This window comes from Phenylobacterium sp. (assembly GCF_020402505.1).
Classification (GTDB): Bacteria; Pseudomonadota; Alphaproteobacteria; order Caulobacterales; family Caulobacteraceae; genus Phenylobacterium.
In genome coordinates this window covers 1-24,834 of sequence record NZ_JADBZL010000125.1, presented here as the reverse complement: position 1 = coordinate 24,834, position 24,834 = coordinate 1, and the positions used below count along the sequence as shown (strand labels likewise).

Here is a 24,834-nt window from a genome sequence, read left to right as displayed (position 1 = left end):
GGGGCGGCGGCGTCAGAAGGCGTTTTCGCCGGTGATCGCGCGACCCAGGATCAGGGCGTGGACGTCGTGGGCGCCCTCGTAGGTGTTCACGGTCTCGAGGTTCGAGGCGTGGCGCATGACGTGGTACTCGCCACTGATGCCATTGCCGCCGTGGATGTCGCGGGCCTCCCGGGCGATGGCCAGGGCCTTGCCGCAGTTGTTGCGCTTCATCAGGCTGATGGCCTCAGGCACCCAGGCGCCCTGGTCAATCAGCCGGCCAAGGGCGAGGGCGCCTTCGAAGCCGAGGGCGATCTCGGTCTGCATGTCCGCCAGCTTCTTCTGGACCAGCTGGCGGGCGGCGAGGGGCTTGCCGAACACCTTGCGACTGGAGACGTAGTCCCGGCTGGCGTGCAGGCAGAAGTCGGCGGCGCCCATGGCGCCCCAGGCGATGCCATATCGCGCCTTGTTCAGGCAGGAGAAGGGACCGCGGAGGCCGGAGACTCCCGGCAGAATCTGGTCCTCGGGCACAAAGACGTCGGACAGGGCGATCTCGCCGGTGATGGAGGCGCGGAGCGAAAGCTTGTTCTTGATCTGCGGGGTGGAGAAGCCCTCCGAGCCCCGGTCGACCAGGAAGCCGCGGATGGCGCCGTCCAGCTTGGCCCAGACCAGGGCCACATCGGCGATGGGCGCGTTGGTGATCCACATCTTCGCGCCGTTCAGGATGAAGCCGCCCTTGGTCGGCGTGGCGGTGGTGCGCATGGAGGCCGGGTCCGAGCCGCCGTCGGATTCCGTGAGGCCGAAGCAGCCGATGATCTCCCCCCGGGCCATGCCGGGCAGGTAGCGCTGGCGCTGGGCTTCCGAGCCGAAGGCGTGGATCGGGTACATGACCAGGGAGGACTGGACGCTCATGGCCGAGCGGTAGCCGGAGTCGATGGCCTCGATCTCCCGGGCGATCAGGCCGTAGGCGACATGATTGACCTCGGCGCAGCCATAGGCTTCCGGCAGGGTGGGCCCGAGGAAGCCAAGGGCGCCCATCTCGGTCATGATCTCGCGGTCGAACCGCTCTTCTGCGTAGGCGGACACCACGCGGGGCAGGAGTTTGTCCCGGGCGTAGGCGCGGGCCGATTCCCACACCATGCGCTCGTCCTCGGAGAGGCGCGAGGCGAGGTCGAGGGGATCTTCCCAGCTGAAGGTCTTGGCGTCGGCGCCGGCGTCGAGGGCCATGTCGGTCTCCTTCACTTGTCTCGCACGCCTTATGCGACGGATCGCGATGCGGGTGTAGGCGCTATTTTGCCGTCAGCCGCCGCGGGCGACGAAGGCGCCGTTCAGGAACCCCGCCTTGGCCTTGCCGTAGAGAAACGGGCCGCCGTCCTCGGTCTCGACCCTCCCGCCGGCGGCGGCGAGGATGGCGTGTCCGGCGGCGATGTCCCACTCCATGGTCGGCCCGTGACGCGGATAGATGTCGGCCGCGCCCTCGGCGAGCCGGCAGAACTTGATGGAGGAATCCATCGCGTCGGTCCCGTGGAAGCCGTAGCGTTCGGCGAGCGCCTTCAGTGTCTCGGGCTTCATGGTGTGGCTGACCAGGGCGATGGCGGCGCCCTCCGGCCAGGCCCGGGCCCTCACCGGATCGGCGGGGCCACCCTTGATTCGCTTCAGCACGCCCTGGCCGGCGGTGAACCAGGTCTCGCCTGTGGCGGGCGCCGAGATCGCCCCCGCGACGGGGACGCCGTCGACGATCAGCCCGATGTTGACGGTGAAGTTCGGATCGCCCCGGACAAAGGCCTTGGTCCCGTCAATGGGATCCACCAGGAAAAAGACCCGGCCGATCCGGCCCGGCGCCCCGAACTCGCTGGCGTGCTCCTCCGAAACCACGGCCACCCCGGGCGCCACCCGGGCCAGACCCTCCAGGATCAGCGTCTCGGCGCGTCGATCCGCCTCCGTGACCGGGCTGTCGTCCGACTTGCGGTCTACGGCCAGGCCGCTGTTCCAGAGCGGTCGTACGAGCTCGGCGGCCTCCTCGCAGAGGTCGGCGAGCACGGCTCCGAAGCGGGCGTCGAGGGTCGGCATGCGGGTGACCATCCTGTCTGACGCGGCCTGTCCTAGAGGCGTCCGGCGGTTTCCCAAAGCAGCAAATCAGGCCAGATTCCCGTTTACCATGACAGAGAACACCACCTCCCCGCCGGAAGACGCCCGTCGCGACGCGCCTCCGCCGCGCACGGCGGAGGTGGCGGCCTTTCTCGCTGCGCGGATGTGCCACGACTTCATCAGCCCGGTGAGCGCCATGGTCAGCGGCCTGGATCTGCTGGACGACCCGTCAGCCCAGGATATGCGACAGGAGGCCATGGGTCTGATCGGCGCCTCCGCCCGAAAACTCGCGGACCTGCTCGGTTTCTGCCGGGTCGCTTTCGGCGCCTCTGCATCGGCGGAAGTGTTCGACTCCCGGGAGCTGGGTCGCCTGACCGAGGGCCTCTTCCGTCACATCCGCGCCGATCTGGACTGGCAGGTGGCGGCGCCCGCCCTGGCCAAGCCGGCGGCCAGGGCGCTGCTCAACCTGTCACAGCTTGCAGGCGCGGCCCTCCCCACGGGTGGCTCAGCGCGAATCGAGGCCGAGGAGCGCGAGGGCTTCATCCTGATCCGGGCTCGTGCGGAAGGTCCCCGCGCACGCCTTCGCGCCGAGGTCTCCGACGGCCTTCTCGGCCTGCCCATGGGGGACGGCCTGCACGGCCATTGGGTCCAGGCCTACTATGTCTACCTGTTCGTGACCGACGCGGGCGGAACGGTCCGCGCAGACTCTACGGGCTCGGCCATCGACTTCCTGGCCGCCCTGCCCGCTTGAGCGGGCCTGTGGGAGAGCCCCTTGCTCGGCTGGATTCCGGACCTCTCTGCCAGAGGGGCGCCGCCTGAGGCTGAGGATCAGAGCGGCCGGCGGAGCCCGAGGACGACGCTCACCAGTCCGGAGACGATCCGGGGATTGCGAAGGGCGCTGAGGCCGATGGCGGTGGCCGCCGCCGCCCCGAACAACGCCAGGACAGGTCGCCGCCGCGCCAGCTCAAGGAGTTCTGCGCCGAGGTCTCCCCCCTCGGCCGCCGCCGCCCGCCGCGGACGCCGGGTGGCGATCAGAAGAAGGACCAGTCCTGCAGACGCCAGGATCAGGAGGCAGGCGACCGCCACGGCCGCCGCGGCCCCAGCGGCGCCCAGAGTCGGCTCAAGGGCGGCGTACAACGCCAGAGACAGGGCGACGACGAAGACGCCCGAGGCGGCGGCCAGAGCCGCCGTCCCGCAGACCGCCAGGATCAGGCGGCTCAGTCTCAACGGCTGCGTCCGCCGGCGAGGATGAGGCCGATCAGGACGCCGACGCCGAGGGCCAGTCCCGTGGCGGCGAGCGGCCGCTCGCGCACCCGGCCAGCGACGTAGCGCTGGGCGTCCTCGATCTGGTCCGCCGCTTCTGCGGCGTAGGCCTTTCCCTGGGTGCGGATCTGCTCGACGCCCTCGGCGACGGCCTTCTCGATCCGGCGGGCGGCGTCGGCCAGCTTCCGCTCGGCCTGTTCAACCGCGTCCTCGGCGGCGTCGACGGTGGACTTGGCGGCTGTGCGGGCGGCGCGGACAGCCTTGTCCGCAGGTGTGGCGGGCATGGGAATCTCCTCGGGCTTGCTGGCCCTGATCTGTGAAGGGGGCGGAGGCCCCCTTGCGACTGGCCGTTCAAATGGCTCCTTCCCCAGGGACATGCAAGGCTGGGAGAATCCCGAGGGGGACCCGTCCGGAGCCGCGGGCGTTCCTCAGGAGCCCGGGCGGGCGTCCGCCTCGAGCAGAAAGTCGATCATGGCGGGGACGGCGGCCCGATCCTGGAGCATGAACATATGGCCGCCGTCGAAAAACCGCAGGGTGGACCCGCGAAGCGCCAGAGCCAGGTTGAGCTGGCTTTGGGGCGGTGCGATGGCGTCGAAGCGGCCGGCGGCGATCAGGGTCGGGGTCCGGACCGCCGGCAGGGACTCCCAGACATCATGCCCGGCGCGGGCCTCGATCTGGCGGCGCGCGCCCATCTCCCGACCGGGCTCGCCTGCAAAGGGATCGGCGGCCGACAGGGCGATGGCCTCCGCATAGCGGTCGGGATGGGCGGTCGCCCAGGCCTCGTCGAGCCGCGTATCATTGATCGGCAGCAGATGACGAGCCCTGGCCTCGCCCTTCAGGTGGCCGATCTCGTGGAACGGGAACGAGGCGCCCCCGGCGCCCCCTGGCGAGGTGCAGGCCAGCACCAGGCGGCGGACGCGGAGGGGATGCCGGACGACGAGGTTCTGGGCGACCATGCCGCCGAAGGAGACGCCGATCACCAGGGCGTCTTCCCAGCCCAGGGCGTCCATAAGGCCGGCGGCGTCGTCGGCGTAGTCCGCCATGGCGTAGGGACGGTCAGGCTTCTCCGTCTGGCCCAGGCCCCGCTGATCGTAGGCCACGAGGTCGAACCGCCTCGCGAAGGGCCCGTCCAGCATGTTCGGCCGGACCCGCAGGTCGCCGCCCGTACCAGAGATGAAGAGCAGGGGCGGACCCTGTCCGGTCCTCTCATAGTGGATGTCGAGGCCGTTGGCCGTGATGCGGGGCATGGTCAGTCCCTGTGGATGGGATCGATCCAGCGCACCTCGCGGGGCGGTTCGACCGGTTCGATGTCCAGGTTGACCACCACGGCCTCTCCGTCGCTGCGGACGAGGACGCACTCCAAGGTTTCGTCGCTCGAGGCGTTGATCTCCTGGTGCGGCACGAAGGGCGGGACATAGATGAAGTCTCCCGGCCCCGCTTCGGCCGTGAATTCCAGCCGCTCGCCCCAGCGCATCCGCGCCCGGCCCCGGACCACGTAGATCACGCTTTCCAGGGGGCCATGGTGGTGGGCGCCCGTTCCTGCGCCGGCGTGGATGTGGACGGTCCCGGCCCAGAGCCTGCGGGCGCCGACCCGGGCGAAGTCAATGGCCGCGGCGCGGTTCATGCCAGGGGTCTGGGGGGTGTTGGCGTCCAGCTGGTCGCCCCGCACCACCCGGACGCCCGTGGCCTCCCATCCATCCGCCGGAATTCCTTCCTCCGACATCTTCGTCTCCCGCCGAATTCATGTAGTCTGGCATGCAGCGCCAGAAGCGCCCCGACCGCAAGCCCGTTCCGGCTCCGGCCCCGCCGTCGCCGGTGAAGGAAGCCCGCCGTGTGGCCACAGTTCCAGCAGCCGGACGTCTCCGGCCCCGAAGGTGACAGGGTCTCCCGCTCCTGGAGCGCGAAGGCCGCGGAATCCGGCCATTCGGCCATGTGCGGTTGCGGCGCCTGCTTCCTGCGCGGCGGAGATGGCGAGGCTGGGCCCGCCTACACCTACCTTAACCTCGGTGACCGGGGCGGGACCGCCTCCAATGGCAAGACAAGCTTCACCCTCGACCAGGCGGTCAACCGGCTGACGGGCGGGGAGGGCGGATGGGGAAGCCTTGGCCAGCCCTTCGTCGTCAGCTACGCCTTCCGCTCCTCCGTCCCCGCCAACATGCCCAACGAGACGAGTGGCTTCACGCGCTTCAACGCCGCCCAGATCCGTCAGACGGAGCTGGCCCTGCAGGCCTGGTCCGACGTCGCCCGGATCAGCTTTGTGCGCGAGGGTTCCGGCGAGACGGGCGAGGCGGCGTATTCCGATCAGGCGACGATGTTGTTCGCCGGCTATACCGACGGTCCTGAAGGCGCTGCGGCCCTCGCCTACTATCCAGGCTCCACCAACTTCGCCTCCAATTCAGGGGACGTCTGGGTCGACATCACGGCGAGCTACAACCTCCAGCCCCTGGCCTCGAACTACGGCGGCATGGTCCTCGTCCACGAGATCGGCCACGCCATCGGGTTGGGCCATCCCTCGACCTATCCCGATACCGGGTCCGCCACCTACGGCGCGGACGCCAGCTATTTCGAGGACAGCCGGCAGTACACGGTCATGAGCTACTTCGGCGGCTTCAACACGGGCGCCAGTCTGCCTGGCTTCTCCGCCGTGCCTCTGCTGGACGACATTGCGGCCGCCCAGTTCATGTACGGAGCGAACATGACCACCCGGACCGGGGACACGGTCTACGGCTTCAACTCCAACGCCGGCCGGCCCTGGTTCGAGGCGGTGAGCAGCGCCTCGGTCATGCAGTGGGCGGTGTGGGACGCCGGCGGGCGCGACCGGTTCGACTTCTCGGGCTATTCCAGCAACCAGGTCATTGACCTCCGTCCAGGCTACTTCTCCGACGTCGGCGGCTACCGTGGTAATGTCGCCATCGCCCGGGGAACGGACATCGAGGATGCTGTCGGCGGCGCTGGCGCAGACCTCATTACGGGCAACACCCTCGCCAACCAGCTGACGGCGGGGGCAGGTGCGGACACCGTGTACGGCGGTGATGGTGCGGACACGATCCAGGACGCCTCGGGCACGAACGTCCTGCGCGGCGAGGCGGGCGACGACTCCCTCTCCGGGGGCTCGGGCTTCGACGACATGCACGGCAACATGGGCAATGACTCCCTTCGTGGGAACAATGGGGATGACTGGGTCGTCGGGGGCAGGGACAACGACCTGCTCTTCGGCGACGCCGGCTTCGACATCGTCTATGGCAACATGGGCAATGACACGGTCGACGGGGGGGCCGGGAACGACTGGGTGCGCGGCGGTCAGGGCGATGACACGGTCATGGGCGGCGCCGGCGACGACTGGATCTGGGGCGACCGGGGCAACGACACCCTCTCCGGCGGCGCGGGCGCGGACCTGTTCTACTCGTTCTCCGGCGCCGGGATCGACCGGATCACGGACTTCAACTATGCCGAGGGTGACCGGCTGAGACTGGAGGGCGGACCCTCGCGGACCCTCGCCCAGGCGGGCTCGGACGTCATCGTCGACATGGGCAATGGCGACCAGATCATCCTGGTCGGCGTCTCCCTCTCCAGCCTGGGATCAGGCTGGATCACCTAGGGATTGCAGGAGGGGCAGGCGCCGGGATCCGCCCAGGGCTCGCCCGCGATGCGCCGGGTTTCCTCAAGGCCGCAGCCCTCGCAGCCCAAAACCCAGGCCGTCGTGACCTCTGTCGGCGTCCCGCAGTCGGCGCAGGGAAGACCCGGAATTCTCCGGATCCGGTCGAAGCCCGGGCGTGTGCAGGCGGGACAGGGCGAATGCAGACGGCGGACAAGATCCTGAGCCGCCCGCCGGATCGATTCCTGACGCGTAGGGTTCCGGTGCGACCGCATGTCCGTCTCGAGGAAGGCCGCGCCGGTCAGGGCGATCGCCTCGGCGGCCGCCGCGGCGAGGGCGGCCTCATCCTCAAGAGCCTTCTCGCAGAACACGTCCGGCGCCGGCGCTTCTCCGCGGACACCCAGCACGATCACGCCGTGCTCCGGGAATCCGCACCGCCGCGCGAAGTCCAGCGCGGTCTCTACGTCCCTGGCCCGCCAATGGGCGAAGTTCGTCTCCGGTCCCGCATGTCGCCCGGCGAGTTCGAACCCGGTCTCTCGGTCGACCAGAAGAACCAGCTCGTCACCGAAGGGCAGGAGGGGGATGGCGGGATGGGGCCCGAATGCGCCCTCGCTCGCCACCATGATTCGGGTCGCCGGCGAGGCGGCGAATCCCGCCCGGATCTTGGCTCGCGCGGCGTCCAGAGCCGTCCCGGGGCGCTCGACCTCTCGGCTGAAGGTTCCGAAGGCGTCGGTGTCCACATCCGGCACCCGGAACAGGGAGATCCCAGCGCCTTCAGCCAGGACGGGGCCGATGACCGCTTCCTTGCCGTGCATGGTGACCAGTGCGGCGACGTCGTCACTGAGCCAGCGACGTCCGGCCTCAGACATCAGAAATAGCCCTCGCGCTTCTTCTGCTCCAGGGAACCCCCATCCTCCCCGTCGCTGATCCGGCCCTGGCGTTCCGACACCGCCGAGAGCAGGGTCTCGCTGACGATGGCGCGAAGGTCGTCCGCCTCGGATTCGATCGCCCCTGTCACAGGCCAGCAGCCCAGAGTCCGGAATCGCACCCGGCGCTGGGTGATCCGGTCCTGCGGGCCCAGGCGCATGCGCGATGGGTCGTCGACCACGATGTAGGTCCCCGCGCGCTGCACCACCGGCCTGTCCGCCGCGTAGTAGAGGGGGACGAGCGCGATCCCGCGCCAAAGGGCGTAGAGCCAGATGTCCGTCTCGGTCCAGTTGGACAGCGGAAACACCCGGGCCGATCCGTCCTTGCCCGACCGGGCGTTGTAGAGCCGCCAGAGCTCGGGGTTCTGGCTCCTCGGCTCCCAGCCCTGGGATGGCGTCCGGATCGACACCACCCGCTCCTTGGCCCTCGACTTTTCCTCGTCCCGCCGGGCGCCGCCGAACACGATGTCGTAGCCCCCCTCCCGGAGGGCCGTCTTCAGAGGCTCGGTTCGCATCTGGGTCGTGTATCGGTCGCCATGGTCGAAGGGATTGAGGCCCGCGGCGCGCCCCTCCTCGTTCGCAGCAACGATCAGACGAAAGCCGTTGTCACGGGCGAAGGCGTCACGGAACTCCAGGAGCGAACGGAACTCCCAGGTGGAGTCGATGTGCAGAAGGGGGAAGGGCGGCGGCGAGGGGTGAAACGCCCGAATGGCGAGGTGCGCCATGACCGTCGAATCCTTGCCGGCGGAGAACAGCATGACCGCGTTGCGGGCCTCGGCCGTCGCCTCCCGGATGATGTGGACGGACTCGGCTTCGAGGGCCTCGAGGTGCGACAGGCCAGTCGGCATGGGGTTGTCCTCGCTCCGGTTCCGGGTAGCGCCGGCTATCCTCGCCATGTGGGGCGCCCGGGATCGACGGAAAGGACTGGGGCGCCCGGATGATGATTGATAATGATCATCACGAATATCTAGATAATCAATTTCAATAATGCATCTGGAGGGGCCAGAAGCCGCTCATCTGCAACCCCAGGAGGTCCCGGCCATGAACGACATCAACACCCTCGTCTCCCCGCCCCGCGGCGAAGGTCAGTCCGGCCGCTCCGGGACAGTGCCGATCACAGTGGCTTACGGCGATGGCATTGGTCCCGAGATCATGGAGGCCAGCCTCAGGGTTCTGATGGCGGGCGGCGCGGATATCGCACCGGAGACCATCACCATCGGCGAACAGCTCTACCTGTCCGGGAACACCGCCGGTATTGATCCCGGCGCCTGGGAGAGCCTGCGCAGGACCCGCGTCTTCTACAAGGCCCCGATCACCACGCCCCAGGGCGGCGGCTACAAGAGCCTCAACGTCACGGTCCGGAAGTCCCTGGGCCTCTACGCCAACATCCGGCCCTGCCGGTCCTACGCGCCCTTTGTCTCGACCCGTCATCCGGGGATGGACCTTGTCATCGTCCGGGAGAACGAAGAGGACCTCTACGCCGGCATCGAGCACCGCCAGACTGACGACGTCTACCAGTGCCTGAAGCTGATCAGCCGGCCTGGCTGCGAGAAGATCAACCGCTACGCCTTCGCCTACGCCCAGGCCTATGGCCGGAAAAAGGTCACCTGCTTCACGAAGGACAACATCATGAAGCTGACGGACGGCCTGTTCCACAAGGTCTTCCGGGAAGTTGCGGAGGCGTATCCCGATATCGAGAACGAGCACTGGATCATCGACATCGGCGCGGCCAAGCTGGCGGATACGCCGGAGGCTTTCGATGTCCTGGTCATGCCGAACCTCTACGGCGACGTGCTCAGCGACGTGGCGGCCCAGATCGCCGGCTCGGTCGGTCTTGCGCCCTCCGCAAACATTGGCGAGCACTGCGCCATGTTCGAGGCCATCCACGGCTCGGCGCCCCGCCGGGCCGGGAAGAACTCGGCCAATCCCTCCGGCCTGCTGCTGGCGGGCGTCATGATGCTGGTGCACATCGGCCAGCCTGAGGCCGCCGCGCGGGTGCACAACGCCTGGCTCCGGACCATCGAGGACGGGATCCATACCGACGACATCTTCAAGCCGGGCGTCTCGAAGGAGCGGGTCAGCACCTCGGCCTTCGCTGACGCCGTCATCGCGCGCATGGGTCTGACGCCCGTGCACTTGGACTCGGTCGCTTACACCGCGTCCGGCGAGGCCTTCCCCGTACCGACGGCGTCTCCCAGGAAGCCCGCAGTCAAGGAACTTGTGGGGGTTGATGTCTTCGTCCACTCGACCCAGCCGGTGGAGGAGATCGCCCGCCGGATGCAGGCCACGATCACCGGCGGCTACGAACTGGCGATGATCACCAACCGCGGCGTCAAGGTCTGGCCCCAGGGCCTTCCGGAGACCTTCTGCACCGACCACTGGCGCTGCCGGTTCCTCGCCCAGCCTGGCCAGTCGTTCAATCCCGCCATGGTGGTGGAACTGCTCCGCCGGCTGACCCTGTCAGGCGTCGACTTCGTGAAGACCGAGCACCTCTTCACCTTCGATGGCGAGCCCGGCTACTCCCTCGGCCAGGGTCAGTAAGGGCTGACCGTACGCGCCTAGCCCCGGGGAGCGTCGCCCAGATCCTCTGGACGGTCGACGTCGAACAGCACCCCGGGGTGGGCGCAGGCGACCCTCGCGACGCGATCCCCGAGGCGGGCGAGCACCTCCCGGGCCCCGGCGTCCCCCGAGGCCCGGGCGAGGACGGGCAGCAGGGCGGCTGAGAACAGGACCGGATGGCCCCGGCGTCCCCCGAAGTTCGGGGCGGCGGCCGGGGCGCCGGCCTCCACGGCGGCCACCAGGGGCGCGAAGACCTCCGTGGGGATGTCCGGCATGTCGCCGAGGAAGACGAAGACGCCCCGGATATCCGGCGGAAGGGCCGCGACTCCGGTCCGCAGCGAGGCGCCCATGCCCTCGGCGTGGTCCTCGGCATGGACCCGGCGCAGTCGGGCCCTGGCCCCGGGCCCGGCCGCCGTCTCGCAGGCCTTCCCGACGGCCTCGGCGTCTGTCCCTGTGACGACGATGACGGGACCCACACCCGTCGCCAGGGCGGCCCGCACCGCGCCTGCGACGAGGGCAGCGCCCCGCCATGGCGCCAGCAGCTTGCCGCCGCCGAAGCGTCGGCCGGCGCCTGCAGCCAGGACGATGGCGGCGTAACCTGCCCGGCCCTCGACTTCCGCCTCTGTCATGTTCCGCCGTCCCCGCTTATGTTGCCTGGGCATGACGCCGCTCGACACCGCGCCTTCCGTCCAGTCCCGCCCCCGCCTTGTGGACGGGTTTGGCCGCGCCGTGACCTATCTCAGGGTCTCGGTGACCGATCGGTGCGATCTCCGGTGCGTCTATTGCATGGCCGAGCATATGACCTTTCTGCCCAAGGCGCAGGTGTTGACGCTGGAGGAGCTCGAGCGCCTCGCCTCGGCCTTCATCGACCTGGGCGTCCGCAAGATCCGGATCACCGGCGGCGAACCTCTGGTCCGCAAGGGCGTCATGGGCCTGTTCTCCGCCCTGTCGCACCGCCTCGCCACCGGCGACCTGGATGAACTCACCCTCACCACCAACGGCACCCGGCTGGCCGAGTTCGCCGTTCCCCTGGCGGAGGCGGGCGTCCGCCGCATCAACGTCTCACTCGACACCCTGGATCCCGACCGCTTCCGCAAGCTGACCCGGGGCGGCGACCTTGCGAGGGTGCTGGCGGGGCTCGAGGCCGCCCGGGCCGCCGGCCTGTCGGTCAAGATCAACGCCGTGGCCCTGCGCGACGACAACGCCGAGGAGCTTCCGGACCTCATCGCCTGGGCGCATGGCCAGGGCTTCGACGCCACCCTGATCGAGGCCATGCCCATGGGGGACATCGACGTCGACCGGAGTGACCAGTTCCTGTCCCTGCGCCAGGTCCGGGACCACCTGGAAAGTTTCTGGACGCTGACCGACCTCGACCTGACCACCGGCGGGCCCGCGCGCTATGTCCGCGTCGCCGAGACGGGCGGGCGGCTGGGCTTCATCACCCCGCTCAGCCACAATTTCTGCGAGCTCTGCAACCGGGTGCGCCTGACCTGCACCGGTACGCTGCACACCTGTCTGGGTCGGGAGGACGCGAGCGACCTGCGCGCCGTTCTGCGCGCCGGAGCCTCGGATGCGGAGCTGCGGCGGGCGATCCTCGCCGCCATCGACGCCAAACCCGAGGGGCATGACTTCCGGATCGACCGGAACGCCCCGCCGGCCGTTCAGCGGCACATGTCCACGACGGGGGGCTGAGGGTGGCCCGGGTGCTGTTGTTCGGGCGCCTCGCCGACCTCGCCGGCTGGCGCGAGCGGGACATCCCCGCCGTCTCCCTCGCCGACCTCCGGGGCCGCATCGCCACCGAGGACCCCGCCCTCTTTGACGCCCTGCAGGCCCCCGCCGTGCGGACGGCGGTGGACCAGGAGCTGGTCAGCCTCGACGTCGCCCTCGGCCCGGACTCAGAGGTGGCCTTCCTGCCGCCCATGAGCGGGGGCTGAGCCGTGATCCGTCTGACCCAGGCGCCCTTCGATCCGGGCCAGGCCCTGGGCGACTTCTGCCGGGGCCGGACGGAGACCGGCGCCGTCGCCAGTTTTACGGGAATCGCCCGCGCCGAGCAGGGCCGGACCGACATCCTCGAGTTGGAGGCCTATCCCGGCTTCACGGAGCGCGAGATCGCCCGCCATGCCGCGGCGGCGACGGAGCGCTTCGCCCTGCAGGACGTGCTCGTCATCCACCGCACCGGCCCCATCGCCCCGGGCGAAACCATTGTCTTCGTGGCGACGGCGGCGCCCCACCGCCGCGCCGCCTTCGAGGCGTGCGACTTCCTGATGGACTACTTGAAGTCCAGGGCCCCCTTCTGGAAGAAGGAGACCGGCCCGGACGGCGGCCGCTGGATCGAACCGACGGACCGCGACCGCGACGACCTGGCGCGATGGGAGACCTCATGACCTCTGCGACCCCGATCACCCTCACCCCCGGCGGCCGGATCGACACCGCCCGGCCCCTTGTCCCGGTGCGTATCGCCGTTCTGACCGTGTCCGACACCCGGGACGAGGAAAGCGACACCTCCGGCCAGGTCCTGGCGGACCGGGTCACCGGCGCCGGGCATGTCCTGGCGGACCGGGCCATCGTCCGCGACGACGTGGATGAGATCCGCGGCCGGATCCTCGCCTGGGTGGATTCCGGCCAGATTGACGCCGTCATCAGCACCGGCGGCACCGGCATCACCGGTCGGGATGTCACGCCGGAAGCGGTGGAGCCCCTCTTCGACAAGAAGATCGACGGCTTCTCGGTGGTCTTTCACCTCGTCAGCTACCAGTCGGTGGGCCTGTCGACCCTGCAGTCCCGCGCCACGGCCGGGATTGTCAACGGAGTCTTCGTCTTCTGCCTGCCCGGATCGAACGGTGCGGTGAAGGACGGCTGGGACAAGGTCATCCAGGCCCAGCTCGACAGTCGCCATGGCCCCTGCAACATGGTCGAGCTGATGCCTCGGCTGCTCGAAAAGTGAGCGGCCTGACGCACATCGACGCCGAAGGTCGCGCCCGGATGGTGGACGTCTCGGACAAGGCTGCGACCGACCGCGAGGCCGTCGCCGAGGGCTATGTCCGGCTGGCGCCCGAGACCCTGGCCCTCGCCCTCTCCGGCCAGGCCCGGAAAGGGGATGTCCGCGCCGTCGCCGAGATCGCCGGCGTGATGGGCGCCAAGCGCACCTCCGACCTGATCCCCCTCTGTCATCCCCTGGACATTGCGAAGGCCGAGGTGGCCGTCGAGGCCGTGGATGGGCGCCTGAGAGTGACGGCGCGGGTGCGGACCACGGGGCGCACCGGGGTCGAGATGGAGGCCCTGACCGCCGTCAGCGTGGCCTGCCTGACCCTCTACGACATGCTCAAGGCCGCGGACCGCGGCATGGTGATCGAGGACGTGCGGCTGCTCTCGAAGTCCGGCGGTCGGTCCGGCGACTGGGTCCGCGAATGAAGCTCATGTGCGTCGAGGCCGCCCGGGCCGCCATGCTCAGCGACGTCCGCCGCCTCGGCCCGGTCGAACTCCCCCTGTCCGAGGCCCTGGGCAGGACCCTTGCGGAGGATATCCTTGCGGTCCGCGACCAGCCGCCCTTCACCAATTCCTCCATGGACGGCTGGGCGGTGCGCAGCAACGACGGCGCCGGTCGCCGGCGCATCATCGGCGAGAGCGCCGCCGGTCATGGGTTTGAAGGCCGGGTCGGACCGGCAGAGGCGGTGCGTATCTTCACTGGGGCCGCCCTCCCTCAGGGCGCCGACGCCGTGGTGATTCAGGAAGACGCACGGCGGGACGGAGACTCGGTCGACGTCCCCGCCGTCACGGCCGGGGAGAATGTCCGGCAGGCCGGGCGGGACTTTTCGAAGGGCGCTTGCCTTCTGGCCGAGGGCCTGAGGGTGGACCCCTGGCGTCTGTCGCTGTGCGCCTCCGCCGGCCGGGACCGGGTCCGGGTTGTGCGACCCGCCCGGGTCAGCATCGTCTCCACAGGCGAGGAGGTGGTGGAGGCCCCCGCCGTTCCGGGCCCCTGGCAGATCTTCGACTCCGGCTCGCCCGGCCTGGAGGCCATGCTCCGCACCTGGGGAGCGGAGGTCCGCCGGGTGACGGGGGTGCGCGATCGTCGCGAGGCCGTGAGAGACGCCATCGCAGGCGCCGGTGGCGACCTGGTCGTCACCCTCGGCGGCGCCTCCGTGGGAGACCATGACCTCGTCCGCGCCGCAGCGGGCGACCTGGGCCTGGACCTGAGGGTCGAAAGCGTCGCCGTCCGGCCTGGCAAGCCCACCTTCTTCGGCTGGCTCGGGGACGGCCGTCCCATGCTGGGCCTGCCGGGCAATCCCGCCTCAGCCTTTGTCTGCGCCGAGCTCTTCCTGAGGCCCCTGGTGGCCGCCCTCGAGGGTCGTCCCGCCGTTCCCGTCCTTCGCCAGGTCCGGCTGATCGGCCCCCTGCCCGCCAATGGTCCACGGGAACACTGGATGCGGGCGCGCCTGGCCTCCGGGCCCGAAGGCGAGACCGCCGAAGCCTTCCTGGATCAGGACTCCTCGCTCGTCCGGATCTTCTCGGAGGCCGACGCCCTCCTGCGCCGCCTGCCGGGCGCCCCCGCGGCGGCGGCGGGCGAGGCCGTCGAGGTCCTGCCCCTGCTCAGGGGCTGACTCGTCGGGGCGGCGGGTTCAGGCCTTGCGTCCGCCCCCGAAGCGCTCGGCCATGATCTCGCCGATCACGGAGACGGCCACCGCCCAGGGGGCCTTGCCGCCGATGTCGAGGCCGATGGGCGCGTGGACGCGGGAGAGGACCGCCTCGGGGACTCCTGCGGCGCGCAGGGGCGCCAGGCGCTCATCCAGGCGCCGGCGGGCCCCGAGCAGGCCCACATACCCCGCGTCGGAGGGCAGGGCGGCCGCCAGGGCCTCACGATCCAGCTCAAGGTTGTGGCTGGCGATGGCCACGGCGGTCCAGGCGTCGGTCCCGATGGCGGCCAGGGCCTCCGCCGGGGACTGGCGGCTATAGGCGAGGCCCGGAACCGGCGGCGGGGCCTCGGGGCCCTTGCCGCGGACGAGGGTGGTCTCGAAGCCGGACTGGGCGCCCAGGGCGGCGATGGCCAGGGCGGTCGGGTCGGATCCGAAGACCACCAGGCGCTGGGCCGGTTCGCAGCGTCGGACAAAGGCGCCGGGCCAGGGCTCCACCGTCCCGGATGGACCGCAGGCCCGGCGCCGGCCATCCGTGACCCAGTCCGCCGGCTGGCGGGCGCTCCAGGCCGCGATCAGGACGCCGAGGGCTGGATCCGAGGGCTCCACCCGCTCCAACAGGATCTCGATCCGTGCGCCGCAGAGCAGGCGGATGTCCGGCCAGGGGCTGCCTTCTCCGTAGACCAGCCGGCGGGGCTCCCCGTCGGCCAGGCAGGCGTAGGCGTGGTCGGCGACATCGGACTCCACGCAGCCGCCCGAGAAGTAGCCGACCACCACGTCCGGGGTAGCGTCCCCCGAGGCGGAGAAGACCATCTGGGTGCCGACGGGACGGGGCCCGCCGCCCTCCACGGCGACCAGTGTGGCCAGGACCGAGGTTCGACCCTGCCGCCTCGCGGCGTCGAGGGCGGGGCGGACATCATCGACGAAACCGAAGACCGGCCAGTCGGGAAGGGGGGTTCTCATGAGCGTCGAATTTAACGTCCTGTAAGCATTTCAGAAACCGCTTCTTTAGGCATTGCCGGTAGGTTGCCCTCTTCAGCCACCCGGGGCGCGTCTGAAGAACTTATGTCTTCGCCAGTTTCAAAGCTTGGCCTCGGATCGGGGCAGTTCGCCTTCGACCGGGCTCCAGTCCGGGGCCGCACGCCCCAGGCCGAAGTGCTGGATATCCTTGAAGTCGCCGCCCGGTCCGGGATGCGTCTGTTCGACGTCACCGGGAGGTCCGTGCAGGCCGAGCGCGAGATCGGCGCCCTTCTGCCCCGCCCGGACCTTTTCAATGTCTGCATCTCGACCATCCGTCCTGATCGTGGGCCGGACATTGTCGAGGCCGAGGTCCGGGCCAGTCTGAACCGCCTCGGCGTGTCTCAGGCCGAGTGCCTTCTCGTCCCCTCGGTGGCTGAGCTCCTCGGGCCGCATGGCGCGGCCCTCTGGGACCGGCTCAAGGCGCTGAGAGACGAGGGCCTGACCCGCAAGATCGGCGTCTCTGTCTTCGCCTCCGACGATCCTCTCGGCGTCGCCCGGCGCTTTCGCCCCGATATCGTCCAGGCGCCGGCGAGCCTCCTGGACCAGCGCCTGATCAATGACGGAACCCTGGCCTCAATCGCGGGCCTGGGGATGGAGGTCCACCTGAGGTCCATCTTCCTCAATGGGCTCCTCCTCCTGCCCCCGGACCGGGCCCCCAGTCACCTGAGGGAAGCAGCTGCGCGCATCTCCCGCGCCCGGCGCATGATCGCCGAAGGCCGCTCCGATCCGCTCCAGGCCGCCCTCGGCTTCGCCCTGTCCCGGCCTGAGGCCTCGGCGGTTCTGGTGTCGGTCGCCTCGGCGGCTGAGCTCAACGCCGTCGTCGCCGCCGCCGCCAGTCCGCCGCCGGATCTGGACTGGGACGACATGGCCATCGACGATCCCGACGCCCTGGACCCGGGTTCCTGGGCGGCGGCCTGAGGCTTCAGTTCCAGGCGGCGTAGGGGTCGGAAGACGTCCGGCCCAGGGCCGCAGCCACGGCCGGGTGTGTGATCTCTCCGTTCAGCACGTTCAGGCCCCGCGCCAGGTGTCGGTCGGCCCGGAGGGCCTCGAGACCCTGGTCCGCCAGCGTCAGCACGTAGGGCAGGGTGGCGTTGCCCAGGGCCTCCGATGCAGTCCGCGGTACGGCGCCCGGCATGTTGGCGACGCAGTAGTGGACCACCCCGTCGACGACGAAGGTCGGCTCATGGTGGGTGGTCGGCCGGCTGGTCTCGAAGCATCCGCCCTGGTCGATGGCGACGTCAACGATGACCGCACCGGGGGTCATCCGCGATAGGTGCTCCCGCCGTAGCAGGCGCGGGGCGGCGGCGCCGGCGGCCAGCACCGCGCCGATCACCACGTCCGCCGCCAGGATCTCGGTCTCGACGGCGTCGAGGTTGGCGTAGCGGGTGCGCACCCGGCCTTCGAACAGGTCGTCGAGGACGCGAAGCCGGGGAATCGACCGGTCCAGCAGGGTCACCTGCGCGCCGAGGCCCAGGGCCATACGGGCGGCGTTGGCGCCGACCATGCCGCCCCCCAGGATCGTCACCCGGGCCGGGGGAGAGCCCGCCACGCCGGGAAGAAGCAACCCCATCCCGCCGTTGTGCCTCTGGAGATGCTGGGCGGCGGCCAGGATGGACAGGCGCCCGGCGATCTCGGACATAGGCGCCAGCAGGGGCAGGCCCCCCGACGGATCGGTGACGGTCTCATAGGCGATGGCGGCGCAGCCGGACCGGGCCAGTCCCTCTGCCTGGGCGGGGTCGGGCGCCAGGTGCAGGTATGTGAAAAGGATGTGGCGCGGGGTCAGGCGCTCCCACTCCGGCCTCTGCGGCTCCTTGACCTTGACGATCAAGTCGGCGCCGGCGAACACCGCTGCGGCATCCGGCGCCAGGACGGCGCCCGCCTCCAGGTAGGCCGCGTCGGAAAAGCCAGATCCGGCGCCTGCGCCCGCCTCCATCAGCACCTGATGGCCGTGGGCGGTGAGTTCGCGCACGGCGGCAGGAATCAGCCCTACCCTGTGCTCGTCGGACTTGATCTCCTTCGGAACGCCGATACGCATCTTGCCTCTCCTCTTCGAAATCCCGGCGTCAACGCGGACGGACGGCGAGAACACAGTCAGCCAAACCGTCCCGGCGGATGGTCCCCGCCGCCGCGCCGATCCGCCCGGACCGACGCTTAACATATGGGCCCGGCCGGGCGGCGCGCCACTTCAGGGGGCTTGGAAGGATGGCCGCCAGCCGCGCCGCCTGGGCCGGGGTCAGGCGATCCGCGCCGACGCCGAAATTCCGCCGGGCCGCCGCTTCCGCGCCATAGATCCCTGGTCCCCACTCAATAGTGTTGAGATAGACCTCCAGGATCCGGCGCTTCCCCCAGCCGACCTCGATCAGCACGGTGAAGCCCGCTTCAAGGCCCTTCCTCAGATAGGACCTCTGGGGCCACAGGAAGACGTTCTTGGCGGTCTGCTGGCTGATGGTCGACCCGCCGCGAACACGGTCCGACCTTTCGTTGTGAGCCCAGGCCTCCTGCATGGCCTCGAAGTCGAAACCCCGGTGGCTGCAGAAGCCCGCGTCCTCGGCGGCGATCACTGAGCGGATCAGGGCCGGGGACATCTCGTCGAGGGGCCGCCAGGTTCTGGAAATGCCCTTCCCCTCCAGGGATCTCTGGATCATCAGGATCGTCACGGGCGGCGGAACGAAGCGGTAGACGGCCACCAGGGCGAGGGGCAGGCCCACGCACAGGACCAGGGCTACGACGAGAATCCGTCGAAGCCATCGCACCCGGGGTCGGCCAGTCCTTCCGCTTCGCGCCATACGCTCAAGGATAGGCCAAGCGGGCAGCGAGGCAAACGCGCTGACAATCCCGTCGCCCGGGTGCTAGTCATTCGGCCGCGAACGCCGGAGGGGCCGGCGCCAGGGAGGTCGACATGAAAGTCAGCGAAGCGGTGCAACGCCGGGTCTCGATTCGGGCCTTCCGCCCGGAGCGCCCCTCCGCCGAGATGGTGCGGGGACTCCTCAAGGCGGCGGCCCGCGCACCTTCGGGCGGCAACCTCCAGCCCTGGAAGGTCTACGCCCTGACGGGTGCGCCCCTTGAGGACCTGAAGGCCCGCGCCGCCGCCAATCCCCTGGGCGAAACTCCGGAGTACGATGTCTATCCGCCCAATCTCTGGGATCCCTTCCGGACCCGGCGGTTCCAGAACGGCGAGGACCTCTACGCCACGATCGGGATCCCGCGCGAGGACAAGGCGGCGCGGCTGCGCCAGCTGGCCCGGAACACCGAGCTCTTCGGCGCGCCCGTAGGCCTCTTCTTCTGCCTCGACCGAAAGCTCGGCCCGCCCCAGTGGTCGGACCTGGGCATGTACATGCAGACCGTCATGCTGCTGGCGGTGGAGCAGGGCCTGGACACCTGCGCGCAGGAATACTGGGCGCGGTACCCCAAGACGGTGGCCGAGGTCCTCGGGCTTCCCGACGACCACATGCTCTTCTCGGGCATGGCCCTCGGCTGGAGGGATGAGGCCGCGCCGATCAACACCCTGCGCTCCGCACGGGATCCCTTCGAGGTCTGGGGCGAACTGCGCGGCTTCTGAGCCTAGACGTCGAAGACGCCCCCGCCGCCGGCCTCGTCGCCCCAGGCCAGGCGCCGGGCGTCGCGACTGAAGGCGAGGGTCGAGATCGATTCGCCCTTCTCGGCCTTGAGCATGTCGATCTGCTGGCCGGTCAGGTCGCAGATCCAGACCCGTCCGTCCTCCAGTCCGGCCGCCACCCGCCGGGAGCCGGGGTCGCCGGCCACCCGCGCCACCAGGGCGCTCTCATCATATCCGACCTCGGCCGCCTGCTTGCCCAGGGGCCCCGCCGGCCCGGTGAAGGGCCAGACCACCACGCCATTGGCGCCTGACGTGGCCAGCATCTGGCCCTTGGAGAGGAAGGCGAGGCTCTTCACCTTGGCCGGATAGCCGCCCATCTTGAGGTTCTTGTCGTCGGCGACGCGCCAGCCGTGCAGCTGGTTCTCCTGCATGGCGCTCATCAGGAACTTCCCGTCCGGGCTCCAGGCCAGGGCGATGTGGCTGCCGGCCCATTTCAGGATTTCAGGCTTCTGCTCCGCGATGCGGGCGTACCAGAGCCAGGCCCCGCCATAGGTGGCCACGGCCAGGCGCCGGCCCCGGGGGTCGAAGGCCAGATCCGCCGCCGACCTTTCGTGCTCGAAGGTCCTCCGGAAGTCCGGATCGGCGGCGTCGCGCACCTCGACCCGCTTTCCGCTGGCCCAGGCGATCAGTCCCGAGGCGGGACTCGCCGTGACCGCGTCGATCCAGCGGCCGGGGGTGGTCTCCAGGACCTCGACGCCGGACCCGCGGCTCCAGGCCAGAACGCCGTCGTCCCCGCCGGTCAGGACGCCCGCCCCTGTGGGGTGAACAGCGGCGCAGAGGACTGCGCCCTGGTGGGCTTGGAGCGTCAGACCATCCTCGCGCCTCACCGTTCCATCCCCGAGGGCGAACCAGGCCTGGCCGGCGGCGTCGAACAGGGCGGAGGTCACAAAGGCGTCAAATGCGTAGGTCATCCCTCCTCCATAACCCCGCCGGTCCGATGAGGGGAGGGGGCGTGTCGGGTTGGGGCTTTACAATCCCGATCCGATTGGCGAAGGGTTTTTCAACACAGCCGGACGCCGGGCGGCGTCCTGAAGGGAAGGAATATTTCATGGGTGCGAAGCTTGGCGGCGGTGGCGGCGGACGCTTCGATCTCGGTCAGAACAGCGAGATCAACGTTACGCCCTTCGTCGATGTGATGCTGGTGCTCCTCATCATCTTCATGGTGGCGATCCCGGCCGCCACGGTGTCCATCAAGCTTGACCTGCCGCCGGCGGTGCCGCCGCCGCCCGGGGCCAAGACCGAAGAGCCGACGGTCATCAACATCCAGGATGGCGGCATCTTCATCGGGGAGGCGGCGACGACCATTGACACCCTTCCCGCTGATCTCGCCCGGAAGCTGGACAAGCCGGACCCGACGCAGGAGCGCGTCTATATCCGCGCCAACCGCGACGTCCGGTACGGGGACTTCATGCAGGTGATGAACACCCTGCAGGGCAACGGCTACTTCCAGGTCGCCCTGATCAACGAAGAGCTCTGAGTTCCGCCCCGTCGGGAAGAACAGCCCGCCCGGCTCGCCGGGCGGGCTTTTTCGTGCTCGCGGTTCGGCTCAGGCGGCGCAGGCCTCGAAGCCTGCCCGAAGCGCCTCCGGGTCGAGGTTCCGGCCGATGAAGACGAGGCGCGAGGTGCGGACCTCGTCATCGCGCCAGGGCCTTTGGAGGTCCCCCTCGAGGATCATGTGAACCGCCTGGAAGACCAGCCTCCGGTCTTCTCCCGCAACGCTCAGTATGCCCTTGGCCCGCAGGATGTCCGGCCCCTGGGTCTGGAGCACGTCGTTCAGCCAGGCGCTGACCCGTGCGCCATGCATGGGACGGTCGAAGGTGAGGGATACGCTGGAGATCCCCGCGTCCGCAGCGTGGTCGCGGGCGGAGTGGTCGCGCCCAGGATGATCGTGGCCATGATGATCATGGGCGTGGTGGCCATGACCGTGGTCGTGGTCGTGGTGGTCGCAGGACTCATCGTGGACATGCCCGGGCTCGCCGTGCGCCGGATTCAGGAACTCGGGCTGAAGATCGGTGATCCGCTCCAGGTCGAACCCGCCCCGGCCGAGGATCATGTCGAGGGGCACATTCGACCTTTGGGCCCGGTGGATGGGCGCCAGGGGGTTGAGGCGGCGTATCCGCGCCTCGACGTCCCGAAGCTGAGCCTCGGTCACCAGGTCAGTCTTGTTCAGGATGATCTGGTCGGCGAAGGCGATCTGCTCGACGGCCTCTTTGGAGTCCCCCAGGCGCAGCGGCAGGTGCAGGGCGTCCACCACCGTGGTCACGCTGTCCAGTTCCGTCCGCGCCCGGACATCGTCATCGACGAAGAAGGTCTGGGCGACGGGGCCGGGATCGGCGAGGCCCGTCGTCTCGACGATGATGGCGTCGAACCCGCCCTTGCGCTTCATCAGGCCCGAGAGCACCCGAATGAGGTCGCCGCGCACCGTGCAGCAGACGCATCCATTGTTCATCTCGAAGACCTCCTCGTCCGCGCCGACAATGAGGTCGTTGTCGATCCCCACCTCGCCGAACTCATTGACGATGACCGCATAGCGCCGGCCATGGTCCTCGGAGAGGATCCGGTTGAGGAGGGTGGTCTTGCCGGCCCCGAGGTAGCCGGTGAGTACGGTGACGGGTGTCTTCTGGCTCATGGCCTTCCATCTAATGCGTCGGACGGCCCGGGGAAACCTCGCAGGCGACTTGGAGGTCCCCGGCCGTGCATGTTACAAAGTTACAATTCTCCGTCCACCGTCTCTGTTCAGGGTGACCCCCCTTGTCCCTCGCCCGCCCGATGCCCGACGCGGCCGTCGCTCTCACCGACCTGCACCGGAATGAGCGACGGACCTGGATGGCCGCCCTCCTGGTCGCCCTCGCGGCCGCCATCCAGGTCGGGGCGGGACTGGTGTTCGGCTCGGTGGCCCTGGTGGCCAATGGCGCCCACGCCGGCGCCCACGTGGCGGCCCTTGGCGTCGCGGGGGCGGCCTACTGGGTGGCGCGCCGGAACGAGGGAAATGTCCATTTCGCCCACGGGGCGGCGCGGATCGGCGATCTCGCCGCCTTCGCCAACGCCGTCCTCCTGGCCCTCGCCGCCCTCGGGCTCGCGGTCGAGAGCCTGTCCCGGCTGATCACGCCGGAAATCCCCGACTATCCCGCCGCGCTCTACGCTGCGGGCGGCGGACTGCTCCTCAACCTGGCCTGCATGGCCCTCTTGCGGCCTGCACCTGCGGATCATCGGGATCCGTCCGGCGACATCAATCTGTCGGCAGCCCACCTGCATGTGACCGCTGACGCCGTGGTCGCCGCCCTGACCCTCGCCGGCCTCGCTGCGGCCTGGCGGCTGGGCTGGACCTGGGCGGACCCGGTCATGGCCTTGGCGGGGGCCGGCCTGATCGCTCATTTCGCGGGCGCGATCCTCAGACGCGCCGGCGCCGCCCTCCTCGACATCCGCCAGACCCCCGCCCTTGAAGCCGAAATCATGCGCCGGCTCGAGGCCTTGGGTGTCGTCGCCGGCGAGGTGAGGGCCTGGCGTACGGGTCCCGGCAAGAGCGCCGTCTCCATTCGCCTCCCGTCGCCGAATTCCGAGGCGCCAGAGCGTATCCGGCAGGCCCTCGGGGATCTTTCGGGCGTCAGTCGCGTCAGTCTCGACCTTCTCTGAGGTCCCGCAGCTTGACGCCGCGCCCCGGATCAGGGCTGAAAAACCCCATGTCCGGGCCTCGCATCCGTCCCGTCCTACCTCCTGCGCCCCGACCCCCCGGTCTGGCCTGGCGCATGATGCAGCCCCTCTGGTGGGTCGCAGACGTCACCTGGATCGCTCCGGCTTCGGCTCTCCGGATCTTGAAGAGCCTTCCCACCTCCCTGCGACGCCTCCCGGAGGGCGTGTTGGACCTCGGCGTCTCGGCTCTCCTCTTGGGATTCCGGCGGCCTGTGGCGACCCTTTCCGTGGCCCTGTTGGCGACGGCCGGCCCCATCGCCGTCGCCTCTCCCCTGTTCCGGAACCTTGAACCGGCCAAGCCGGTCGCGGACGAGGTCCCCGCCCCGCCGCCACCCCGGAAGGATCGCGACCTCGCCTCTCGCCCGTCACCTCCGCCGCCGCCCGAGCTCGTCGCCCGGCTCGCCAGCCTGGATCCCGGTTTCCGCCGCCCGGTCGGCATCGCCGTGATGGATGTGGAAAGCGGCTGGCTGGCCGCCTCGCACGGGGACCAGGCCTTTCCGCAGCAGAGCGTTTCCAAGCTCTGGGTCGCCCTGACCGTGATGGACAGGGTGGACGCCGGTCGATTGTCCCTCGACCAGGCGGTGATCCTGACAGACGCCGACCGCAGCGTCTTCAACCAGCCGGTCTCCCATCTCATCGAGAACGGGTCCTACGAGACCACCGTCCGCGACCTGGTCCAACGGGCCCTCATCCAGTCGGACAACGCCGCCAACGACAAGTTGATGGCCCTGGCCGGCGGGCCCGCCGTGGTCCAGGCCTTCTTGGCCTCCCGCGGCATGTCGGGCATCCGCCTTGCAGAGGACGAGCGCCGTCTCCAGTCCCGTATCGCCGGGCTGACCTGGAGCCCTGAACTCTCGGCCTACGGGGCCTTCGAGGCGGCCCGGGCGCGACTGGATCCCGAGGCCCGCGCCGCCTCCCTCGCCGCCTATGTCGAGCGTCCCTTCGACGGCGCGACTCCGGCAGGCGTGGTCCGCGCCCTTGCGGCCTTGCACCGGGGTGACCTCCTGAGCCGGGAGTCCACGGACTTCATCCTCCAGACCCTGGGGCGGGTGACCACGGGGCCGATGCGGCTCCGGGGCGGGCTGTCGCCGGGCTGGAGAGCCGCCCACAAGACGGGAACAGGCCAGGACTTCCGGGGCGAGACCTTCGGGCTCAACGACGTCGGCCTGGTCACCGCTCCGGACGGCCGGGTCTACGCTGTCGCCGTCCTGGCGCCCCAGGTGCCGAAGGGGTCCCCCTCGCGGCTGCGGGTGTTCCAGAACGTGTCCTCGACCCTGGTCGGCCACTGGCGGACCGAGGTCGCTTCCACAACCGCAGGACAGGACCAGAACCGTGCGGACTGAGCCCCGCGCGTGTCCTGGCTCAGACAGATGTGAGACGGGCTCTTGAGTGAAGGGTGGGGGTCTCTGAAGCTTGGGTTTGCAGACTCAGGACCTCAGGAGACCCCCGATGCAGGTGTTTGGCCTACAGGCT

The 24,834-nt window shown here is 69.8% G+C and carries 28 protein-coding genes; 14 read left to right on the top strand and 14 right to left on the bottom strand.

Features of this window, described 5'->3' with window-relative positions:
- Positions 1-12: 12 nt before the first annotated feature.
- Together IM632_RS09370 and cysQ are read right to left on the bottom strand one after the other, a co-directional pair.
- Positions 13-1,203, bottom strand: coding sequence for an acyl-CoA dehydrogenase (locus tag IM632_RS09370; RefSeq protein WP_296481879.1), 1,191 nt, complete (start codon positions 1,201-1,203; stop codon positions 13-15).
- Between the two features lie 72 nt (positions 1,204-1,275).
- Positions 1,276-2,046, bottom strand: coding sequence for a 3'(2'),5'-bisphosphate nucleotidase CysQ (gene cysQ / locus IM632_RS09365; RefSeq protein ID WP_296481876.1), 771 nt, complete (start codon positions 2,044-2,046; stop codon positions 1,276-1,278).
- A gap of 88 nt (positions 2,047-2,134) precedes the next feature.
- On the opposite strand from cysQ, the gene chpT reads away from it, so the two are divergent.
- Entirely contained in the window at positions 2,135-2,815 is a 681-nt protein-coding gene (gene chpT, locus IM632_RS09360; protein ID WP_296481873.1) for a histidine phosphotransferase ChpT, read from the top strand.
- A 77-nt stretch (positions 2,816-2,892) separates the two neighbouring features.
- Here chpT and IM632_RS09355 read toward each other — a convergent pair whose 3' ends face one another.
- From IM632_RS09355 to IM632_RS09340, 4 genes are all read right to left on the bottom strand, one after another.
- Complete coding sequence (locus IM632_RS09355) at positions 2,893-3,291, bottom strand: hypothetical protein (RefSeq protein WP_296481870.1); 399 nt, start codon at positions 3,289-3,291, stop codon at positions 2,893-2,895.
- The gene (locus IM632_RS09350) at positions 3,288-3,611 is read right to left on the bottom strand and encodes a hypothetical protein (RefSeq protein ID WP_296481867.1); all 324 of its coding nucleotides are present in this window, start codon (positions 3,609-3,611) and stop codon (positions 3,288-3,290) included. Before IM632_RS09350 ends, IM632_RS09355 begins: the two co-directional genes overlap by 4 nt.
- Positions 3,612-3,755: 144 nt before the next feature.
- The gene (locus IM632_RS09345) at positions 3,756-4,574 is read right to left on the bottom strand and encodes an alpha/beta hydrolase (protein ID WP_296481864.1); all 819 of its coding nucleotides are present in this window, start codon (positions 4,572-4,574) and stop codon (positions 3,756-3,758) included.
- A 2-nt stretch (positions 4,575-4,576) separates the two neighbouring features.
- The gene (locus IM632_RS09340; protein WP_296481861.1) at positions 4,577-5,050 is read right to left on the bottom strand and encodes a cupin domain-containing protein; all 474 of its coding nucleotides are present in this window, start codon (positions 5,048-5,050) and stop codon (positions 4,577-4,579) included.
- 108 nt (positions 5,051-5,158) lie between these two features.
- Here IM632_RS09340 and IM632_RS09335 point away from each other — a divergent pair, with 108 nt between their 5' ends.
- Positions 5,159-6,925 (top strand): M10 family metallopeptidase C-terminal domain-containing protein, encoded by a 1,767-nt coding sequence (locus tag IM632_RS09335; RefSeq protein ID WP_296481858.1) that lies wholly within the window; start codon positions 5,159-5,161, stop codon positions 6,923-6,925.
- Here IM632_RS09335 and IM632_RS09330 read toward each other — a convergent pair.
- Both IM632_RS09330 and cysD read right to left on the bottom strand, forming a co-directional pair.
- Positions 6,922-7,791, bottom strand: coding sequence for a DUF6671 family protein (locus IM632_RS09330; RefSeq protein ID WP_296481856.1), 870 nt, complete (start codon positions 7,789-7,791; stop codon positions 6,922-6,924). The genes IM632_RS09335 and IM632_RS09330 overlap by 4 nt on opposite strands.
- Entirely contained in the window at positions 7,791-8,696 is a 906-nt protein-coding gene (gene cysD / locus IM632_RS09325; protein WP_296481855.1) for a sulfate adenylyltransferase subunit CysD, read from the bottom strand. Before cysD ends, IM632_RS09330 begins: the two co-directional genes overlap by 1 nt.
- Before the next feature lie 193 nt (positions 8,697-8,889).
- Here cysD and IM632_RS09320 point away from each other — a divergent pair, with 193 nt between their 5' ends.
- Complete coding sequence (locus IM632_RS09320) at positions 8,890-10,389, top strand: NADP-dependent isocitrate dehydrogenase (RefSeq protein ID WP_296481850.1); 1,500 nt, start codon at positions 8,890-8,892, stop codon at positions 10,387-10,389.
- 17 nt (positions 10,390-10,406) lie between these two features.
- Here IM632_RS09320 and IM632_RS09315 read toward each other — a convergent pair whose 3' ends face one another.
- The gene (locus tag IM632_RS09315) at positions 10,407-11,036 is read right to left on the bottom strand and encodes a nucleotidyltransferase family protein (RefSeq protein ID WP_296481847.1); all 630 of its coding nucleotides are present in this window, start codon (positions 11,034-11,036) and stop codon (positions 10,407-10,409) included.
- A 31-nt stretch (positions 11,037-11,067) separates the two neighbouring features.
- Here IM632_RS09315 and moaA point away from each other — a divergent pair, with 31 nt between their 5' ends.
- Genes moaA through glp form a run of 6 tightly spaced genes read left to right on the top strand, consistent with a single transcriptional unit; the run spans position 11,068 to position 15,005 of the window.
- Positions 11,068-12,099 (top strand): GTP 3',8-cyclase MoaA, encoded by a 1,032-nt coding sequence (gene moaA, locus IM632_RS09310; protein WP_296481842.1) that lies wholly within the window; start codon positions 11,068-11,070, stop codon positions 12,097-12,099.
- A gap of 2 nt (positions 12,100-12,101) precedes the next feature.
- Positions 12,102-12,341, top strand: a complete 240-nt coding sequence (locus IM632_RS09305) for a MoaD/ThiS family protein (RefSeq protein WP_296481840.1) — start codon at positions 12,102-12,104, stop codon at positions 12,339-12,341.
- Between the two features lie 3 nt (positions 12,342-12,344).
- Complete coding sequence (locus IM632_RS09300) at positions 12,345-12,791, top strand: molybdenum cofactor biosynthesis protein MoaE (protein WP_296481836.1); 447 nt, start codon at positions 12,345-12,347, stop codon at positions 12,789-12,791.
- On the top strand, positions 12,788-13,351 hold the full coding sequence (moaB, locus tag IM632_RS09295) for a molybdenum cofactor biosynthesis protein B (RefSeq protein ID WP_296481834.1): 564 nt from the start codon (positions 12,788-12,790) through the stop codon (positions 13,349-13,351). The genes IM632_RS09300 and moaB overlap by 4 nt, the downstream gene beginning before the upstream one ends.
- Positions 13,348-13,818: a cyclic pyranopterin monophosphate synthase MoaC gene (gene moaC / locus IM632_RS09290; protein ID WP_296481830.1), complete on the top strand. Its 471-nt coding sequence runs from the start codon at positions 13,348-13,350 to the stop codon at positions 13,816-13,818. The genes moaB and moaC overlap by 4 nt, the downstream gene beginning before the upstream one ends.
- Complete coding sequence (gene glp, locus IM632_RS09285) at positions 13,815-15,005, top strand: gephyrin-like molybdotransferase Glp (RefSeq protein ID WP_296481828.1); 1,191 nt, start codon at positions 13,815-13,817, stop codon at positions 15,003-15,005. The genes moaC and glp overlap by 4 nt, the downstream gene beginning before the upstream one ends.
- Positions 15,006-15,023: 18 nt before the next feature.
- On the opposite strand, the gene IM632_RS09280 is transcribed toward glp, so the two are convergent.
- Positions 15,024-15,998 carry an XdhC family protein gene (locus tag IM632_RS09280; RefSeq protein ID WP_296481826.1) on the bottom strand — a complete coding sequence of 325 codons (975 nt, stop codon included), beginning with the start codon at positions 15,996-15,998 and terminating at the stop codon, positions 15,024-15,026.
- Positions 15,999-16,100: 102 nt separating this feature from the next.
- Here IM632_RS09280 and IM632_RS09275 point away from each other — a divergent pair, with 102 nt between their 5' ends.
- On the top strand, positions 16,101-16,973 hold the full coding sequence (locus IM632_RS09275) for an aldo/keto reductase (RefSeq protein ID WP_296481823.1): 873 nt from the start codon (positions 16,101-16,103) through the stop codon (positions 16,971-16,973).
- Positions 16,974-16,977: 4 nt separating this feature from the next.
- Here the strand turns inward: IM632_RS09275 and ald are convergent, their stop codons facing one another.
- Positions 16,978-18,090, bottom strand: a complete 1,113-nt coding sequence (gene ald / locus IM632_RS09270; RefSeq protein WP_296481821.1) for an alanine dehydrogenase — start codon at positions 18,088-18,090, stop codon at positions 16,978-16,980.
- A 28-nt stretch (positions 18,091-18,118) separates the two neighbouring features.
- A complete protein-coding gene (mtgA, locus tag IM632_RS09265) occupies positions 18,119-18,808 on the bottom strand; it encodes a monofunctional biosynthetic peptidoglycan transglycosylase (RefSeq protein ID WP_296481819.1) in 690 nt (229 codons plus the stop codon).
- 146 nt (positions 18,809-18,954) lie between these two features.
- Here mtgA and IM632_RS09260 point away from each other — a divergent pair, with 146 nt between their 5' ends.
- Positions 18,955-19,614 (top strand): nitroreductase, encoded by a 660-nt coding sequence (locus tag IM632_RS09260; RefSeq protein ID WP_293512579.1) that lies wholly within the window; start codon positions 18,955-18,957, stop codon positions 19,612-19,614.
- Positions 19,615-19,616: 2 nt separating this feature from the next.
- On the opposite strand, the gene IM632_RS09255 is transcribed toward IM632_RS09260, so the two are convergent.
- Entirely contained in the window at positions 19,617-20,582 is a 966-nt protein-coding gene (locus IM632_RS09255; protein ID WP_296481816.1) for a WD40 repeat domain-containing protein, read from the bottom strand.
- Positions 20,583-20,719: 137 nt separating this feature from the next.
- On the opposite strand from IM632_RS09255, the gene IM632_RS09250 reads away from it, so the two are divergent.
- On the top strand, positions 20,720-21,148 hold the full coding sequence (locus tag IM632_RS09250) for a biopolymer transporter ExbD (protein ID WP_293512575.1): 429 nt from the start codon (positions 20,720-20,722) through the stop codon (positions 21,146-21,148).
- A 69-nt stretch (positions 21,149-21,217) separates the two neighbouring features.
- On the opposite strand, the gene IM632_RS09245 is transcribed toward IM632_RS09250, so the two are convergent.
- Positions 21,218-22,300 (bottom strand): GTP-binding protein, encoded by a 1,083-nt coding sequence (locus tag IM632_RS09245; protein WP_296481813.1) that lies wholly within the window; start codon positions 22,298-22,300, stop codon positions 21,218-21,220.
- 122 nt (positions 22,301-22,422) lie between these two features.
- On the opposite strand from IM632_RS09245, the gene IM632_RS09240 reads away from it, so the two are divergent.
- Positions 22,423-23,304, top strand: coding sequence for a cation diffusion facilitator family transporter (locus tag IM632_RS09240; protein ID WP_296481809.1), 882 nt, complete (start codon positions 22,423-22,425; stop codon positions 23,302-23,304).
- A 47-nt stretch (positions 23,305-23,351) separates the two neighbouring features.
- Positions 23,352-24,704, top strand: coding sequence for a serine hydrolase (locus tag IM632_RS09235; protein WP_296481807.1), 1,353 nt, complete (start codon positions 23,352-23,354; stop codon positions 24,702-24,704).
- Positions 24,705-24,834: the final 130 nt, after the last annotated feature.

What these genes read in the sequence shown, in the direction of transcription:
- IM632_RS09260 (WP_293512579.1), top strand. Translation starts at nt 18,955, where the DNA reads ATGAAAGTCAGCGAAGCGGTGCAACGCCGGGTCTCGATTCGGGCCTTC.
- IM632_RS09345 (WP_296481864.1), bottom strand. Translation starts at nt 4,574, where the DNA reads ATGCCCCGCATCACGGCCAACGGCCTCGACATCCACTATGAGAGGACC.
- cysQ (WP_296481876.1), bottom strand. Translation starts at nt 2,046, where the DNA reads ATGCCGACCCTCGACGCCCGCTTCGGAGCCGTGCTCGCCGACCTCTGC.
- moaB (WP_296481834.1), top strand. Translation starts at nt 12,788, where the DNA reads ATGACCTCTGCGACCCCGATCACCCTCACCCCCGGCGGCCGGATCGAC.
- IM632_RS09315 (WP_296481847.1), bottom strand. Translation starts at nt 11,036, where the DNA reads ATGACAGAGGCGGAAGTCGAGGGCCGGGCAGGTTACGCCGCCATCGTC.
- IM632_RS09235 (WP_296481807.1), top strand. Translation starts at nt 23,352, where the DNA reads ATGTCCGGGCCTCGCATCCGTCCCGTCCTACCTCCTGCGCCCCGACCC.
- IM632_RS09350 (WP_296481867.1), bottom strand. Translation starts at nt 3,611, where the DNA reads ATGCCCGCCACACCTGCGGACAAGGCTGTCCGCGCCGCCCGCACAGCC.
- IM632_RS09275 (WP_296481823.1), top strand. Translation starts at nt 16,101, where the DNA reads ATGTCTTCGCCAGTTTCAAAGCTTGGCCTCGGATCGGGGCAGTTCGCC.
- cysD (WP_296481855.1), bottom strand. Translation starts at nt 8,696, where the DNA reads ATGCCGACTGGCCTGTCGCACCTCGAGGCCCTCGAAGCCGAGTCCGTC.
- IM632_RS09280 (WP_296481826.1), bottom strand. Translation starts at nt 15,998, where the DNA reads ATGAGAACCCCCCTTCCCGACTGGCCGGTCTTCGGTTTCGTCGATGAT.
- chpT (WP_296481873.1), top strand. Translation starts at nt 2,135, where the DNA reads ATGACAGAGAACACCACCTCCCCGCCGGAAGACGCCCGTCGCGACGCG.
- glp (WP_296481828.1), top strand. Translation starts at nt 13,815, where the DNA reads ATGAAGCTCATGTGCGTCGAGGCCGCCCGGGCCGCCATGCTCAGCGAC.
- IM632_RS09330 (WP_296481856.1), bottom strand. Translation starts at nt 7,791, where the DNA reads ATGTCTGAGGCCGGACGTCGCTGGCTCAGTGACGACGTCGCCGCACTG.
- moaA (WP_296481842.1), top strand. Translation starts at nt 11,068, where the DNA reads ATGACGCCGCTCGACACCGCGCCTTCCGTCCAGTCCCGCCCCCGCCTT.
- IM632_RS09370 (WP_296481879.1), bottom strand. Translation starts at nt 1,203, where the DNA reads ATGGCCCTCGACGCCGGCGCCGACGCCAAGACCTTCAGCTGGGAAGAT.
- IM632_RS09245 (WP_296481813.1), bottom strand. Translation starts at nt 22,300, where the DNA reads ATGAGCCAGAAGACACCCGTCACCGTACTCACCGGCTACCTCGGGGCC.
- IM632_RS09255 (WP_296481816.1), bottom strand. Translation starts at nt 20,582, where the DNA reads ATGACCTACGCATTTGACGCCTTTGTGACCTCCGCCCTGTTCGACGCC.
- IM632_RS09320 (WP_296481850.1), top strand. Translation starts at nt 8,890, where the DNA reads ATGAACGACATCAACACCCTCGTCTCCCCGCCCCGCGGCGAAGGTCAG.
- IM632_RS09340 (WP_296481861.1), bottom strand. Translation starts at nt 5,050, where the DNA reads ATGTCGGAGGAAGGAATTCCGGCGGATGGATGGGAGGCCACGGGCGTC.
- IM632_RS09250 (WP_293512575.1), top strand. Translation starts at nt 20,720, where the DNA reads ATGGGTGCGAAGCTTGGCGGCGGTGGCGGCGGACGCTTCGATCTCGGT.
- ald (WP_296481821.1), bottom strand. Translation starts at nt 18,090, where the DNA reads ATGCGTATCGGCGTTCCGAAGGAGATCAAGTCCGACGAGCACAGGGTA.